Raw genomic sequence first — 14,770 nt, 5'->3', positions numbered from 1 at the left:
CCACGTGTAAACTTGGTTTATATTGACTTGCTGTTAAACCTGTTTTTAGCGGTAAAGTCGCCATCTCTATATAATTACCGTCTTTTTTTTGTTAGTGTTTTCATTTTTTAATTGAGATTTTGTGACAATACACCCTTTAGTAACAAACCTGATTTAAAATATATCTCCATTTAGCATAATATATTTATCAGGTTACTTACTGTTAGGTGTGTAAAGAAAAACTGTTAATTATAGCATTTATCGATAATGGTTTTTCGTTCAATTGATTTGTCCAGATTATTACTCAGATAATCAATAATATCAGTTAAGCACTCAATACGTTGATTACTAATAAGCAACATGTTTTTTTCTTTGGTATCTAATATACCTTTTTTTTCTAGCATAGAAGATAAAATTTTAAATTGTTTAAGCATAAAGAAGTAATATAAACAATCCGAACATGTTGGATCATCCCAATTTATTTGTTTACTATCATATTCATTTGTCCTGCTAACTTTTTCATCTATTTTTAATTTAGTAAACAGTACTTTTGATGTTGGATAATCCTTAAAAAGATAAGAAAGCTCCTCAGCTATAACCCATACAGGTACTGTCCTTTTGTCATCTACAATTCTTTTAAACTCATCTTCAAAATATTGCTTTTGCGTTGCCGTCAATGATGAAATTTTCTTTTCATATAAATCTGTGCATTCTTCAATAGGATGCTCTACCATCCAATTCAAATCACAGTCATGAAAACTCTTAGCAATAGCTTGACTTGCAATGCAGCTAAAAAAACAAATAAATAAAAATTTACTTAATAACTTCCAAAAGTGCGACAATATCATCATTATTTTTTCCTTTTCCTCTATGTTTAACTAAATAATCATGTATTTCTGGATATTTTTCATAATCAACAATAGATACACAACCATGAGATAGATGACCAACATGAATAAATCGTTCTTCAGATAAAGGCAAAATAGGAAACCAAATTTTATAATTTTTCACAGGACGATTACCAACCGTATAAAAATCGGTTTGTTTAGGATTATGACCGCCATCAGGAACAGAAATTTCATAAATTCCTTCAGGTAGTGGTGTTCTATTTGGCGTGTTCCAATCTGAATTTAACGTAACCTGTACCGATATATTTCCTACAGTTAACGTAGCAAATTGTTGATCTAATATTTCATCTCTAGGTTTAGAATACCAATTAGTAACAAATTTACCATATTTTACTTTAATTGTTGGTATGCTATTATCTGGTGAGATTACACCAAGATGGGTATCAACACCTTTTTTAATTACCATAGAACCTATACGACCTTTATATTCACCATCTTCTATTTTAAATCTAACTCTATCACCATTATTATTGATTCCAAATAAAGTTAATTTGGTATACATATAAAGACCAAATCTCACTTCTCCTTCACCATCAAGAAGTACGGTTACATACCCATCATCCGCTACTTTATTAACATAAGCAGTCATCGTTACTCCTATTGAAGTAATATTATTATTTCCTTGTAAAGTTGTTGTTGTTTTCCGCTCTTTTTGCTTATTAACCCAATTCATGACTACTGCTGACATCATTTTCTCCTAATCTATCTATATCTATTTCCACATGTAATGGTATTTCTGCTTCAGAATAAACAGTACTGGTATAACCATTTGAATCAGTCGTTCCTCTAGCATAAACACTTTCACCATGCCAAATTTTATATGGCATAAATACAACGGGATTATCATCATTGTCAGTCAACAAAAACTTCATGTTATATTGACCTTCACTACTGCTACTGACATTATTTTCTCCTAATCTATCTATATCTATTTCCACATGTAATGGTATTTCTGCTTCAGAATATACAGTACTGGTATAACCATTTGAATCTGTCGTTCCTCTAGCATAAACGCTTTCACCATGCCAAATTTTATATGGCATGAATACAATGGGATTATCATCATTGTCAGTCAACAAAAACCTCATGCTATATTGACTTACGCCGATAAAATTAAAAATACCAGGTAAAATAATTTCAGGTACAAGCTTTGTTTTCGGCCCCATCTTCTGCATCACATTACATTTAAGCTTAACGTTATCTTGTGTACCAAGCTCTATGCCTTTACTGCTGATTTTGATATACGAGCCGCCACAGATTAAGGTTAGCTCTTTGCTGGCGGTAATGGTCAGTTTGCCGTCAACACTGTCTATGTTGATATCTTGTTTTGCGGCCATATTCAGGTTGGCATTTTGGGCTTGTATGTCAATATCCCCTTGATTGGCAAAGACCTTCATCCCCGATTTGTGGGCAAATAGCCCTATCGCTTCTCCCGAAGATACCGTGATGTTTTTTAATGCCGTGATGTCGGTTTGGTTTTCCGCCGTGATACTCACGCTGTTACCGGTTGATAGCTGGATGTTTTCCGGACTGGTTAATGCAATACCTTCTTGCGCATAAGCTAAGATGCCACTTTGGGCCAGTTCAGTTAAGTTGGCCTTGAGCTGGTCCTGACTGTCGGTGTCGGCATCGTGGGCTTCCGATTGTTGAGCGGCTTGCTGGAGTGATTTGGCTATCGATAAGGCATTTTCCAGCTGGGTAATCGCACCTTGCATATCCAGTTGTTTGCCTTGCGCTTTTGGCTCGGTTTGGCTGGTCAGGTATAAGCCTTTTTCAGCCGCAATGGCACCCCAGTCATCCGTGCGAAGTTCAAACCCTTCACCCCGTGGTGTTTTGTTTTGGTCAACTAAGTGACCCAGATTAAGTTGCGTTTTACCGTATTCGGTTGCCAGTTTGATATGCTCCTGCCCCCGTTTGTCATCCATGCGCAATTTATTATTGGCCGGAGTACGTATCACATTACGGTGTTTGTTTATCGTGGTGACATGGTCAGGGTGGGCACTGTCGTGCATGGCATGGGCGATATACGGCCTGTCGGGATTACTGTCGGTAAAGGCTATCGCCACTTCTGTGCCGTCAATTAACGGAAAGTGAAAGCCATAGGTGTTGCCGGCATATGGTTTGGCTAATCTGACCCACAGGCTCTCTTCACCGTTTTTCCAGTTTTTTAAGTCAAAGTTGAATTTGACCCGATAGCGACCTTGCGTATCGATATAACCGTAAGTGTCATTATCCGGACTGGTGACCCGTGCCGGTAATGTTCCGCCGACTGTCGGCCAGGCTATCGGTTTTGGCCGGTAAGGTTTGAAGGCTTGATACGGTATCGCCGTAAAGCGTAGCTCATAAGCATCGGTGCGGTTACCTTGTCCTTCCACACTTAAAATAATCACGCCGTCATCGATATCAGCCAGCGGGCTGCCTTTTATGTGAATCCGTTGCCCCGGTGCCAGATTGTAGTGGTTGCTGGCGCCGCTGATGATGATTTTTTCACTGATTGCGTGTTCATGACGAATACGTGCATACCATTGTCCGCTTTCAATATGGCGGCTATTTTCTTTTTCATCAGCGCTGTCATCATTGTCACTTGCTTGGCTTTCATCATCACCCTGCGCGGTTTTTATGCCATTTGTATTTAAGCCTTTATAGTGCTCAGCATAGCGGTAATCCGTTCCGTAGGTGGTGGCCTCTTTCGGTTGACTGTTAACATCACTGAGTAAACTGGCTTTGGCATCCCGGTAGTTGTAATCCTGCACCTTGACTGAGGACTCGACCACCTGACTGTCTAACCGGATATCCCATACGCTTTCAACACCGTCATCGGTCATACCGCTCGGCTGTTTGTACTCAATATCGGCCGCCTGATGATAACCTTGTTCATCATCACTGATAACAATGACATCACAATGATGCTCGGCATGCGTTTCAAAACGAAACCAGACACCGATATCGGCTAACAGTCGCTGAATAAAGGCTAAATCACTCTCCTGCCATTGGGTGATAAATTCTCTTTCCGGATAGGCCGCTTTTAATTCCAAACGGTAATCAACGCCGGTAAATTCATGGCTGCGTAACACTGTTTCAACCACACTAATGACACTTTGGTTTTGAAAGATAGCGCTGTTACGGCTCAGTGACAGTCGGGCTAATCTTGGCGATAACACCACCCGATAATGCGCTTCATCCCGGCTGACCGACAGCAGACTAAATGCAGTAATTATCCCATAAAGGGTGCGGGCTTGTCCTGCCGTGGGTAAGTCCGTTAAGGAGCGTATCGCTGTATTAAGCAAATTGCCGCTAAACGGATTAAAGCAGAACGAAGCTTTTTGATTCAGCAGGGTTTCAATCGATAGTTGTTTATCCGTGCAGGTAAACTCTATTGTGTATTGCCACGGCTGGTTTAACTGCTCTTCACCATTAACCTTTAATACTGAAACAGGTGCATTTAACCCGTCAACCGTTAAGGTATAACGATTATGACTGACAGCTAAGCCGGTCAGTTCATGGAGTCCATGGAGTAACTGTTAACCAAATTGCTGTACCTGTTTGACGGGGTCGTTTAAAATAAAGTTGGTCGGGTCCTTCGCCATGTGTGTTCCTTTCAGTTATTTTAACAATATAGGAACCAACAATAAGGGAAGCATGGGAAAAGCACACTTGATATTAAGTGTGTAAAAACGATTAGCAAACTATCCTTGATGCTATGTCTGTCCTAAGTGTTTAAAACAACAAATAATATTATTGTTATACCACTAATAACTTACGTGGTTTCGATATATTTTGAAACTGTTTTGTTTATGTTTTCGATATTTACATCATGATGAATATGATAAGCCTTAATATCTAATTTCCCAAAAATAATCCACCATTTCGACGGGGTGAATAAATCAGGATTTACCGTTAGTCGATACATTCTATATGTATCGGTAGATATCTATTAAATAGATGATTAAACTCAGATTGGCATATAATTTATTGTGAAACTATGAAATTTATATTTTTAAATTGATATAGTACTTTATTCAATTAAAGTAAGACTATTTATTTTTTAATAATTTTTCTACTAAATTGTTTATCATCATTAGAAAAATTTTTTATTAAGTGGCTAAAAAGATTTTTCCAATCATATTCTTCAACTTCATCTAATAATGACATTATTTGTTTTAATATTTTATCATAACTTACTAAATATTAATTTATCTTTAATATTAGGAATTCTTCTAAAACTTTTACTCCATCAAGTGTCCATGGTTTTGGAAATAAAGAAAGCCAACTTATATAAGTTAGCTTTTATTTTTAAGAATTATTAATCATTTAATATTGTTTTCTTTTCTCCATTAATATTAGTAGTTTCTATTTTTATTAGTTTATTTTTCTCATAAACATAGACATAACTAAAAAAAAGATTATTGTTTATATATTTTTCAACTACTTTAAGTTTATTATTTATATAAATAGCTTTTAAATAATTATTTTTATCTTTTAAACTATTTAAATCGATCTCATTGTTTAATTTTATTGGATGATCATATCCAGAAAAACTTTCATAATATTTCACTTCTTCCATACCTAATCCGTTTTGCGTGTAGAAAGAGAAAAATAAAACTGGGATTAAAAGAAATATTTTTTTCATTATTTACATTTCCTTATTTCTAACTTCAAATCTTTTAGCATTTTCTCTTGAAAATAATGACAATTTTGTCCTACGGGCCAACGCCAATCACCACGATATTTTTTAGCATAATCGCTAATCTGATCTGTAATCTCATCCTTAGTACGTCCATCTTTAGAATATACTTGAAATACATTAACACCCTTACCTCTATCTCCATGAAGAGGATCTAAAGTAGGTGAGCCTCCAAATCTTGTTTGTCCATTCAAATCTCTTGGTACGCCAAAAATAGTTTCTTTTAGTCCAACTCCTTTAGGCAGCCACCGACCATAACTCTCTTTACCATCTATTTCTATCCATCAATGCCCATAATTATCATCAGCAAACAAGTCTATATCTTTTCTATATATCAAACTCCACCTGCCAAACCAGCTCACCTTTATCATCATAGACCTGAATCGGTCTGCCCAAATAATTCGATACAATCTAGCTTTGCCACACAATTTTTTCTTTTTTCTGCTTTTGCTACTGTTTTTTGAAATGTATTTTTAATTTTGAACATTCCATATTGTTACTCTTTCCAATGCACCATATCGTAAGGGTAGTATGGTTGGTCTTTTAGGGGGGTGTCGTCTAGGCCGAGTATTTTGACTAACGCACCGCTTTCAAAGCTCCAATAGCCGCTGTGGATATTATGTTTACTTTTATGCGATTCGCTCCAACCCATTTTTCTATAATTTTTAAACCATTGTTTTGATAGGTATTGTTTTAAGGCTTGTATTCCTTTTTCTCTATTAGTTATGGCTATATCTATAATTGAAGAATAACTTTTGTATTCATTTGCCTTCATTTCTACTGAGGTGGTTCTTCCGCCTAGTTTATAATTTATCATAAAGTCTAGTAGCTTATCGGGTTCGTGAACAATATTTCTTACTGAGACCAATTTTTTAAAGTCTTCATTATTAATGTTCAGTAATATTGCTAGGCTAAAACTGAAAAGTAAAATATCATATTGGTCTGTGCTGTAATAGGGAGTGGGATTTTCTCCATAAAGAAAATCTTTTGATGATTTAGCTTTCCCCGTTAAGATAAAAAAGTTCAAATAATCTTGATAAAGATCACTTACTTCTTGTTTTCCCAAACCTATTGAATATTTTGCTTTGATCAGGTCAATATAATAATTTATGATACTATCTTTTGTCGATTTTATAATTTCATTATTTGGTCTGGGATATTTTTGTATTCCTTCCTTTTCATCTTGTTTTAAATTTTCAATTTTTTCAAAACGTTCTTTAATGAACTGTATATTTAAATCTATAATTTCTTGATACCCTTCCAAGGAGTTTAATTTATCTCTTAGTTCCATAATGTTATTTTTCCCAATGCACCATATCGTAAGGGTAGTATGGTTGTTTTTTTAAGGTGGTATCGTCTAAGCCAAGTATTTTGACCAATGCTCCGCTTTCAAAGCTCCAATAGCCAAAAAATGTATCTGCTTTGCTTTTGTGATTATCGTACCAGTAGGTTAATTTCATACTCTTATACCAATCTTTTTCCAGATAATTTTTTAGAATCGTTATCGCTTTGTTTTTATCTATTTCTTTAGTTGTTTCACATAGCGGTCTAAATTGCTCATAAGTTAACTTATTTACCATGGACGGGTAACCTGTTTTATAAGAGATGATAAAAGAAAATAAGTCATCTTTACGGTTACTTTTATAGAGTACTTCTATTATTTTATTGAAATCATCATTATCTGTTTCTAATAAGACGCCAAGTGATAACATTCTTAACATTAATAGGTATTCATCAAAATGAACGTCATCTTCTGGTGTGCTGTCATTATCATTCCAGCCTACTACAAATCTTTTTATCACTAAGGGAAATTCTCTCCTTAGTTCTTCAATAGCATATCCTGAAGTGTATTTTGCAATTAAAATATTTAAAGAAATAGTGAAAAGTTGTCTTTTTATTGAAGGAATTCTATTTTCAACCACTTTGGCAATTTCTAACCAATTATCAAATTTAAGTATTCTTTGATTTTCGCTATTAATAAAATTATTAAAATAATCCTGTGTTTTTAAATTTGTTCTCATTTTCATCCTTTTTATGTAAAAATAATATTTTATGACCAATTTCCTGCTTTACCTCTAATAATGTAACCATTGGCATCTACTTTTCTATATATTATATTTCCGTAATCATCTAATTTTAGGATAGGTTCCAATTTTTATAAATGCGTGGCTTTGCCACATCTTTTTTGCCCCCTTTTTTATTCTGCTTTGAAGCGGAAAGGAATTAAAAAATCCGCTCTTGTGAGGAGCGGATTTTAATTTAAGATTATTATAAAAATTTAAGCATTATCTTCTTCAATACTCATTAAAAACATTTCCTGTAAATCGCCACTTATAACATTTCCATTGAGTGTAACTTCAAAAAAACTTTCTTGATTAGCGTAGGAAGATAAATTGTCCAATTTGCTAAAGATTGAAGATATTGTATCTATCATAATCAATTGTGTAAAAACTTTTAGTTGATTTCTTTGCTCATCATTTAAGCTATGAAACAACTGTTTGCTCTTTTCCCAATATCGGTCTGTTCCTTTTATTGGGGTTGGTAGTGTTTCAAAATAGTAAGTTTCCCAAAACTATTTTATCAATGCTAAAAACTAACTGCTTTGACGTTGCCAATAGGTTTTATGCGCAAAGCCAAGTAGATTATTAGTCATTTTGATTTGTTGTAACGTTAACGACCAAATTGGCGCTCGCATTATCCGAGCAAAGGGAAAGGCTCGATAATAGTGAGAATAAGCCTGCTTTGCTGGCTGATCGGTGAGCTGCGTTGCTACTGCTTTAAACTGTATACCTTGTATGTGTAGTATATTTTTTGGCGTCACGTTAATAGTACCAGCGACTTGGGGGTGAGTTAACATCGCTTCAGCATGCTGCGTTTTCAATTCGGTAAGAAAATAAAGGCACATCTGTTGGTCATCAAACACATAAAACACATTGCACGCCGATAGCTGATTGTCAGGCAAAAGCACACTGAGCGAAAGCACATGCTGGTTTTTAATAAATTCAATGATATTGTTATCTATTTTCATTGGCTAACATTTATTACTGCGTTATTTGGGATGACGGTTTAAGTGCATATCTTCTCCCCAACGTGGTAAAGCAGGAATATCAAGATCAAAAAGATCCAATGCTCTTGCAACACTATGAGTTATGACATCATCAATACTTTCAATGTGTTGATAAAGTGCCGGTACCGGAGGGAAAATTACTCCGCCCATTAAGGTGACCGCTTCCATATTTTTGATATGTGCTAAGTTCAGAGGAGATTCTCTTACCATTAACACTAACCGTCGTCGCTCTTTTAAGACCACATCTGCCGCCCGAGTGAGTAAATTATCACTAAAACTATTGGCAATAGCCGACAAAGAGCGCATCGAACAAGGCGCAACCAACATTCCCATAGTTTTAAATGAGCCACTGGCAATTGCTGCACCAATGTTGTTGACACTGTAAACCTTATCAGCAAGCGATTCGATCTGTTTTATGCTGTAGTCGGGTGCTTCATAAGATTGGGTTATCTGGGCGGCTTTTGAAATAACCAGATGCGTTTCAACATCCATTGGTTTTAATAATTCTAGCGCTTTGATGCCATAAGCAAATCCGGTTGCGCCACTGATACCAATAATTATCCGCCTTGCTGTCATTTTGTTTCCTATTGTTATTTGTCTTGGGTAAAAGGTACTTTATCTTAAAACAGAAAATTGAACGGGTTTTAAAGACTATTGTAAAAATATCTCGTTATATTATCAAACATAAGTGTGCTCAACAGCTTTTCCTTTTGTAGTAGTTAACTATTTAGTAGTAGAAGGCATAAAATACACAGTTTAATATGGAATTTTATCGAAAAGCATAAGGGAAACGGTGTTTTGAGTTAAAGATTATAACAAGCATTCTATTGAAACATTGCCTACTAAGAAAGTAGGCAATGGTAGTGAGTGATTATTCTTGCGCCATTGGCGTTTCAACGATATCAGTTTTTCTGTTATCTTGAATAGCCTTAATTTGATCTGCATATTTGCTTACAGCTTCTTTATTTGACAATAAGCTATAAGTTAAAGTGAATTCAGTGCTTTGTCCGGGTTCTAATTGACGGACTCGTTTTTGCTCACGTTCAATTGTAACAGGATAAGCGAAGCTAGTTCCTGGCTCTAAACCGGTAACATAACCTTGTTTAATTGGATCGAAGCTTTTCCACAATGAAAATACCGGTAATTGTTTGATGTTATAAGCAATACCAACAGCTTTGTCGCCATTTTTGTCCGTTAACATGACTTGAGTTTGCCCGTCATTTTTTGCATAAGGATAGATGTTAAATACCATTTCGCTGGCATCATTGATTGGACCGGAATAGGTTTCCCAAGTTTTTAAACCACCTTTAGCATAATCGTTAAACGGAGAAATTTCTTTCACAGGTGCAACAAACTTAGCCCCTTCTTCTAAAATTGGCGTACCAAAGTTACTATGATAGATGATTTGATAATCACTGGTCGCCTTACCTTTATTCGTCACAACATCGTGAATAGTGAATTCTTTGGTGCCCGGAACATAAGTTAATGACGTCCAAGTTTCTAAATTTTTATCATTATCTGATTTTTCCTCAATAAGCCCTTTGATTGTTAGGGTATATGGCGGTTTATCTTCTATATTGACAAGTAATTTTGACACCGGAATATTTTGAACACGTCCATGAAGTGAGTATATTTTACCGTCTGCTTTGACAGGGTGACCACTCCATTCAAAACCACAACGTACTAGCATCTCATCAAAACCATCTAACCAGCCTAAGCCATCACGACTTTCAAGATCGATAAATTTAGGATTAATAACGCCTTTAACAGGAGCATCCCACCCCAAACGAATGCCGTCACCTTCCACAGAGAGAATGCCCATTCCACGGGTTGGGCTTAAATAGATGTTGAAATTACCACTTGTAATTGAAAGCAGTTGAGACCCCTCTTCTTTACCACCAGTTAACACTCTATTTTGTATTCTAAAATTGGTATCTTTTAATCCAATATCGGTATTGTGAACAACCCAAAATCCTTTATCGATATCTTTTTCCTTGTCGATAAGAACATATTCTTGAGCTTGGGCGGTAGCAGTGATGAAAGTTAGCGCTAATGCTAGTGAACTGATTTTGGTTTTCATAACGATTCCTTATAATTAATGAAATTGTACTCAATATGGAAATAACTATCTTCTTTTAACAAATTTAAAACGCATTTCTAAACCCAACTAATTTATACCTTACTAAAAAATAGCAACTAAATTAACAATTTGGCCTTACTTGACCGGTTTTCCAATGCTTACGGCATACAGAATGAAACTCCGTATCACCTAAATGAATAGAATTACCAAATTTAACAATCTGGCCGTCTTGGCCTTCTAATAAATTCATAATGGCTTTTTTGCCACACCAGCAAACTGTTTTAAGCTCTCTAAAATTATCTGCAATCTCTAATAATGTTTTGGACCCTTCAAATAACTGTCCCATATAATCGGTCTTTAATCCAAAAAACATCATAGGAACGCCATATTCATCACAAACATCGGATAACTTCCAAATCGTTTTGGATGATAAAAATTGACTCTCATCAATCAAAATACAAGCATAATTACTTTGTTTTATGTGTTCAATAATCTCATCAACACTGTTATCATCAAGTTGTAATGCTTTTTTTCGCAGCCCTAATCGAGACACAATTTCTACTGCTGAATCACGAGTATCTACCGATGACTTTAACAGTAATGTCTTCATATTGTTACTTAAATAATTATGATCAATCTGTAATAACTCAGTAGACTTTCCCGCATTCATTACAGCATAAATATAATAAATTTTAGACAAAATAATACTCTCGAAAATAAAATAAACAATCTTGATTTAAAAGGTAAGCAATCATCACTTACCTTTTTTAATAGTTCGTTTTTAAATAGTTAAAAACGAAATTATTTCGCTTTACCTTGGTTTGCTACTGCTGCTTGTTTAGCGGCAATTTCATCGGCATTACCTAAATAGTAATGTTTGATAACTTTCATATTGTCATCAAATTCATAAACTAATGGTACGCCAGTTGGAATATTTAAATCGATAATATCATCATCGCTGATGTTATCTAAATGTTTAACTAATGCACGTAGAGAGTTACCGTGAGCGGCGATAATAACACGTTCACCTTTAGCAACACGTGGTGCGATAGTTGATTCCCAGTATGGAAGTACACGTTTGATAGTTAACGCTAAGCTTTCAGTTAATGGTAATTCAGATTCTGGTAAATTACGGTAACGTGAATCGTGTCCCGGAAAACGTTCATCCGATTTTTCAAGCGCAGGAGGAGTAATGGCAAAACCACGACGCCATAATTTAACTTGTTCATCACCATATTTTGCTGCAGTTTCAGCTTTATTTAAACCTTGTAATGCGCCATAGTGACGTTCGTTTAATTTCCAGCTTTTTTCAACAGGTAACCATGCTTGATCAACTTCATCAAGCACGTGCCATAAAGTGTGAATTGCACGTTTTAAAACTGAAGTGAAAGCATAGTCAAATTGGAAACCTTCTTGTTTAAGTAATTGCCCTGCTTCTGCTGCTTCTTTATTACCTTTGTCAGATAAATCTACATCAGTCCAACCACAAAAACGATTTTCTTGATTCCAAACACTTTCTCCATGTCGAATAAGAACTAATTTTTTTACTGCCATGAATTTAACTCCTTTGTTGCTTAAAATAAAAACGGTTAAATGAATTCTGTTCTATCAAAATGCACAGAGTTAACTGTGCATTTTGGTTTTAAATAATCTAATATTTTCAAATTTAAATTAATTTGAAAGGTATTTTAAAGGATCAACAGATTTAGCTTGATAACGAATTTCAAAATGTAATCTCACTGATGAGGTACCTGTCGCCCCCATTGTAGCAATTTGCTCACCCGCGCGAACAGCTTGTTGCTCTTTCACTAAAATAGTTTGATTGTGCGCATAAGCGGTTAAAAAATCATCATTATGTTTGACAATAATTAAATTACCATATCCCGGTAATGCATTACCTGAGTAAACAACTCGACCGTCAGCTGCCGCAACAATTTTATCACCTAACGAACCTGAAATATCGATCCCTTTACTTGCATTTGAGAATTTTTCAATGATCTTACCTCTGGCTGGCCATTGCCATGCAATATTATTATTTGACACAGTGCCTGTTGCTGGTGGTGGCGTTGTGGTGACCGTATTGGTTGTTTGCGTTGTTTTAGGTGGTTTACCCTCATCAATCGTTGTTGTTGTGGTGGTTGTTGTGGTGGTAGAAGCTGGTTGATTATCTAATTGGCCTCCACCATAATTACTACTACCACTATTTGTGCTTGCAGTTTGAGAAGTAGTTGTCTGTTGCGTCACAATAGTTGTTCCGCCGCTCACATCTAAAACTTGCCCAACATTGACAGCATAAGGCTCTTTGATATTATTTTTCGCTGCTAACGAACGATAATCATTACCGGTTACCCAAGCAATGTAAAACAGAGTATCCCCACGTTTAACGGTATAAGTATTGCCTTGATATCCGCCTTTGGGAATATCCTCATAATTACGATTATAAGTGATTCGTTCATTAGTCGTCACCGTACCATTGCTACTGGTGGTTGTTGATGTATTTCGAATCGAAGATGTTGTTTGAGTCGGTTGGTTATAAGATGTTGGCGTTGAATAAACGCGAGAACCTGTAGAAATATTTGACGGCGGTTTAGTATATACAGATGAAATTGATCCGCCAGAAGAACCGGAAATATCTTCGATTTCGGCTTGATCAGTTTGAGTACAAGCAGCAATCATCAAACTTAAACAACTTAATGTTAGAATTTTTTTCACAGCAACACCTTTCATTTTTTAATATTGTTTTATGAATATATTTTATCGCTTTTGTTGTAAAAAGCTATTATATTGATTCCATGTTATGCTAAATTGAGCAAGTCACTGAGCATTAAGCTATTTATCACCTAATATAGCGCACTTTTTTAGCAAGTTACAAAGCATCGCTTTTGCGACGATTTAACATAATTATATCATTTGTTAAGTGAATATTTGTTACAGACAACAAATGATTAAAAATCTTACTTTAAGTTTTAAAAAAGACTTAAATTGAATTAATTTTGAAAGCCATGAGTATATACAATAAAATAGGCATTCGTACAGTCTCTTTAACGTATTTTCTACGAAAATTTAATGTGATTTAAAATAATGACTTTATATATTGTTGCAACACCTATTGGAAATTTAGACGATATCACACTTCGAGCAATTGAAACACTCAAAAAAGTTGATCTTATCGCTGCTGAAGATACCCGCCATAGTGGTTTGCTTTTACAGCATTTTGGCATTAAAGCTAAACTGTTTGCGCTCCATGACCATAATGAACAAGACAGAGCACAACAATTGATAGATAAGCTAAAATCCGGCTTGTCTATAGCACTGATATCTGATGCCGGCACACCATTAATCAACGACCCGGGCTATCACTTAGTGAAAGCGTGCCGTGAAAATGATATCAAAGTTGTACCAATACCCGGTGCTTGCGCGGCTATTGCTGCGCTGTGCGTAGCAGGATTACCTTCAGATAAATTTAGCTATGAAGGTTTTTTACCCGCAAAAGCAAAAGCCCGGCAAGATTACTTAACCAGTCTCATTGACCAGACACATACCATGATTTTTTATGAATCGACACATCGATTAATCGATACATTGCAAGATATGCAAACTATCTTTGGTGCAGATAGACAAGTAGTGCTGGCAAAAGAGTTAACCAAAACATGGGAAACTATTGTGAGCTATCCAGTAAGTGAGTTGATTCAATGGCTGCAAACGGATACAGCACGCCAGAAAGGGGAATTTGTTTTAATTGTGGAAGGAAAAGCTAAAACCGATAATGAAATCGATGCCAAAGCTATTAGCACCCTTAAATTATTACTTAAATCCTTACCATTAAAACAAGCAGCAGCATTAACGGCTGAAATTTATGGACTGAAAAAAAATCAACTTTATCAGCTTGGTTTGACCTTTGAAAAGACAAATTAAGCCTACCCGCCAAATAGCTTAACGATTGATTTTTAATTAGATTTCATCATAAATAAGAACATTGGCACATTTAGCGTGATTTAGTATATAATTAGCCCTTAATTTTTTAAGATATTTAATGATAAAAGGTAACATAC

Annotated in this window: 14 protein-coding genes; 1 reads left to right on the top strand and 13 read right to left on the bottom strand. The window is 35.4% G+C overall.

The window, feature by feature from the left end; genetic code table 11:
• Positions 1-224 precede the first annotated feature (224 nt).
• The 13 genes from J3U42_RS09735 to nlpD all read right to left on the bottom strand — a co-directional run bounded on the left by J3U42_RS09735 (position 225) and on the right by nlpD (position 13,430).
• The gene (locus J3U42_RS09735) at positions 225-830 is read right to left on the bottom strand and encodes a hypothetical protein (protein ID WP_267336342.1); all 606 of its coding nucleotides are present in this window, start codon (positions 828-830) and stop codon (positions 225-227) included.
• Positions 793-1,575: a hypothetical protein gene (locus tag J3U42_RS09730; RefSeq protein WP_267329254.1), complete on the bottom strand. Its 783-nt coding sequence runs from the start codon at positions 1,573-1,575 to the stop codon at positions 793-795. Before J3U42_RS09730 ends, J3U42_RS09735 begins: the two co-directional genes overlap by 38 nt.
• Positions 1,547-4,384 carry a type VI secretion system Vgr family protein gene (locus tag J3U42_RS09725; protein WP_267336343.1) on the bottom strand — a complete coding sequence of 946 codons (2,838 nt, stop codon included), beginning with the start codon at positions 4,382-4,384 and terminating at the stop codon, positions 1,547-1,549. Before J3U42_RS09725 ends, J3U42_RS09730 begins: the two co-directional genes overlap by 29 nt.
• 806 nt (positions 4,385-5,190) lie before the next feature.
• A complete protein-coding gene (locus J3U42_RS09720) occupies positions 5,191-5,517 on the bottom strand; it encodes a DUF6156 family protein (protein WP_267336341.1) in 327 nt (108 codons plus the stop codon).
• A complete protein-coding gene (locus J3U42_RS09715) occupies positions 5,517-5,765 on the bottom strand; it encodes a hypothetical protein (protein WP_267336340.1) in 249 nt (82 codons plus the stop codon). The genes J3U42_RS09720 and J3U42_RS09715 overlap by 1 nt, the downstream gene beginning before the upstream one ends.
• Positions 5,766-6,067: 302 nt before the next feature.
• On the bottom strand, positions 6,068-6,862 hold the full coding sequence (locus J3U42_RS09710; protein ID WP_267336339.1) for a PoNi-like cognate immunity protein: 795 nt from the start codon (positions 6,860-6,862) through the stop codon (positions 6,068-6,070).
• A 4-nt stretch (positions 6,863-6,866) separates the two neighbouring features.
• Positions 6,867-7,592 (bottom strand): PoNe immunity protein domain-containing protein, encoded by a 726-nt coding sequence (locus J3U42_RS09705; RefSeq protein WP_267336338.1) that lies wholly within the window; start codon positions 7,590-7,592, stop codon positions 6,867-6,869.
• A 572-nt stretch (positions 7,593-8,164) separates the two neighbouring features.
• A complete protein-coding gene (locus J3U42_RS09700) occupies positions 8,165-8,599 on the bottom strand; it encodes a pyridoxamine 5'-phosphate oxidase family protein (RefSeq protein WP_267336337.1) in 435 nt (144 codons plus the stop codon).
• Positions 8,600-8,620: 21 nt separating this feature from the next.
• Positions 8,621-9,214 (bottom strand): UbiX family flavin prenyltransferase, encoded by a 594-nt coding sequence (locus J3U42_RS09695; RefSeq protein ID WP_220217525.1) that lies wholly within the window; start codon positions 9,212-9,214, stop codon positions 8,621-8,623.
• 295 nt (positions 9,215-9,509) lie between these two features.
• Positions 9,510-10,718 (bottom strand): aldose 1-epimerase family protein, encoded by a 1,209-nt coding sequence (locus J3U42_RS09690; RefSeq protein WP_220217526.1) that lies wholly within the window; start codon positions 10,716-10,718, stop codon positions 9,510-9,512.
• 121 nt (positions 10,719-10,839) lie between these two features.
• Positions 10,840-11,418 (bottom strand): thymidine kinase, encoded by a 579-nt coding sequence (locus J3U42_RS09685; RefSeq protein ID WP_220217527.1) that lies wholly within the window; start codon positions 11,416-11,418, stop codon positions 10,840-10,842.
• Positions 11,419-11,519: 101 nt separating this feature from the next.
• Complete coding sequence (gpmA, locus tag J3U42_RS09680) at positions 11,520-12,272, bottom strand: 2,3-diphosphoglycerate-dependent phosphoglycerate mutase (RefSeq protein WP_267336336.1); 753 nt, start codon at positions 12,270-12,272, stop codon at positions 11,520-11,522.
• A gap of 117 nt (positions 12,273-12,389) precedes the next feature.
• The gene (gene nlpD, locus J3U42_RS09675) at positions 12,390-13,430 is read right to left on the bottom strand and encodes a murein hydrolase activator NlpD (RefSeq protein ID WP_267336335.1); all 1,041 of its coding nucleotides are present in this window, start codon (positions 13,428-13,430) and stop codon (positions 12,390-12,392) included.
• A 369-nt stretch (positions 13,431-13,799) separates the two neighbouring features.
• Between nlpD and rsmI the strand changes: the two genes are divergently transcribed.
• Complete coding sequence (gene rsmI / locus J3U42_RS09670; protein WP_267336334.1) at positions 13,800-14,633, top strand: 16S rRNA (cytidine(1402)-2'-O)-methyltransferase; 834 nt, start codon at positions 13,800-13,802, stop codon at positions 14,631-14,633.
• The last annotated feature ends 137 nt before the right edge of the window (positions 14,634-14,770 follow it).

The sequence above is a fragment of the Gilliamella sp. B2923 genome, from assembly GCF_026536565.1.
Classification (GTDB): domain Bacteria; phylum Pseudomonadota; class Gammaproteobacteria; order Enterobacterales; family Orbaceae; genus Gilliamella.
Note: the sequence above shows the minus strand (reverse complement) of the source record. Positions and strands in the feature narration are given on the sequence as shown.

Excerpts from the sequence above, each read along its gene's own strand:
- J3U42_RS09710 (WP_267336339.1), bottom strand. The coding sequence starts at position 6,862 with ATGGAACTAAGAGATAAATTAAACTCCTTGGAAGGGTATCAAGAAATT.
- gpmA (WP_267336336.1), bottom strand. The coding sequence starts at position 12,272 with ATGGCAGTAAAAAAATTAGTTCTTATTCGACATGGAGAAAGTGTTTGG.
- J3U42_RS09690 (WP_220217526.1), bottom strand. The coding sequence starts at position 10,718 with ATGAAAACCAAAATCAGTTCACTAGCATTAGCGCTAACTTTCATCACT.
- J3U42_RS09735 (WP_267336342.1), bottom strand. The coding sequence starts at position 830 with ATGATGATATTGTCGCACTTTTGGAAGTTATTAAGTAAATTTTTATTT.
- rsmI (WP_267336334.1), top strand. The coding sequence starts at position 13,800 with ATGACTTTATATATTGTTGCAACACCTATTGGAAATTTAGACGATATC.
- J3U42_RS09720 (WP_267336341.1), bottom strand. The coding sequence starts at position 5,517 with ATGAAAAAAATATTTCTTTTAATCCCAGTTTTATTTTTCTCTTTCTAC.
- J3U42_RS09730 (WP_267329254.1), bottom strand. The coding sequence starts at position 1,575 with ATGTCAGCAGTAGTCATGAATTGGGTTAATAAGCAAAAAGAGCGGAAA.
- J3U42_RS09705 (WP_267336338.1), bottom strand. The coding sequence starts at position 7,592 with ATGAGAACAAATTTAAAAACACAGGATTATTTTAATAATTTTATTAAT.
- J3U42_RS09700 (WP_267336337.1), bottom strand. The coding sequence starts at position 8,599 with ATGAAAATAGATAACAATATCATTGAATTTATTAAAAACCAGCATGTG.
- J3U42_RS09695 (WP_220217525.1), bottom strand. The coding sequence starts at position 9,214 with ATGACAGCAAGGCGGATAATTATTGGTATCAGTGGCGCAACCGGATTT.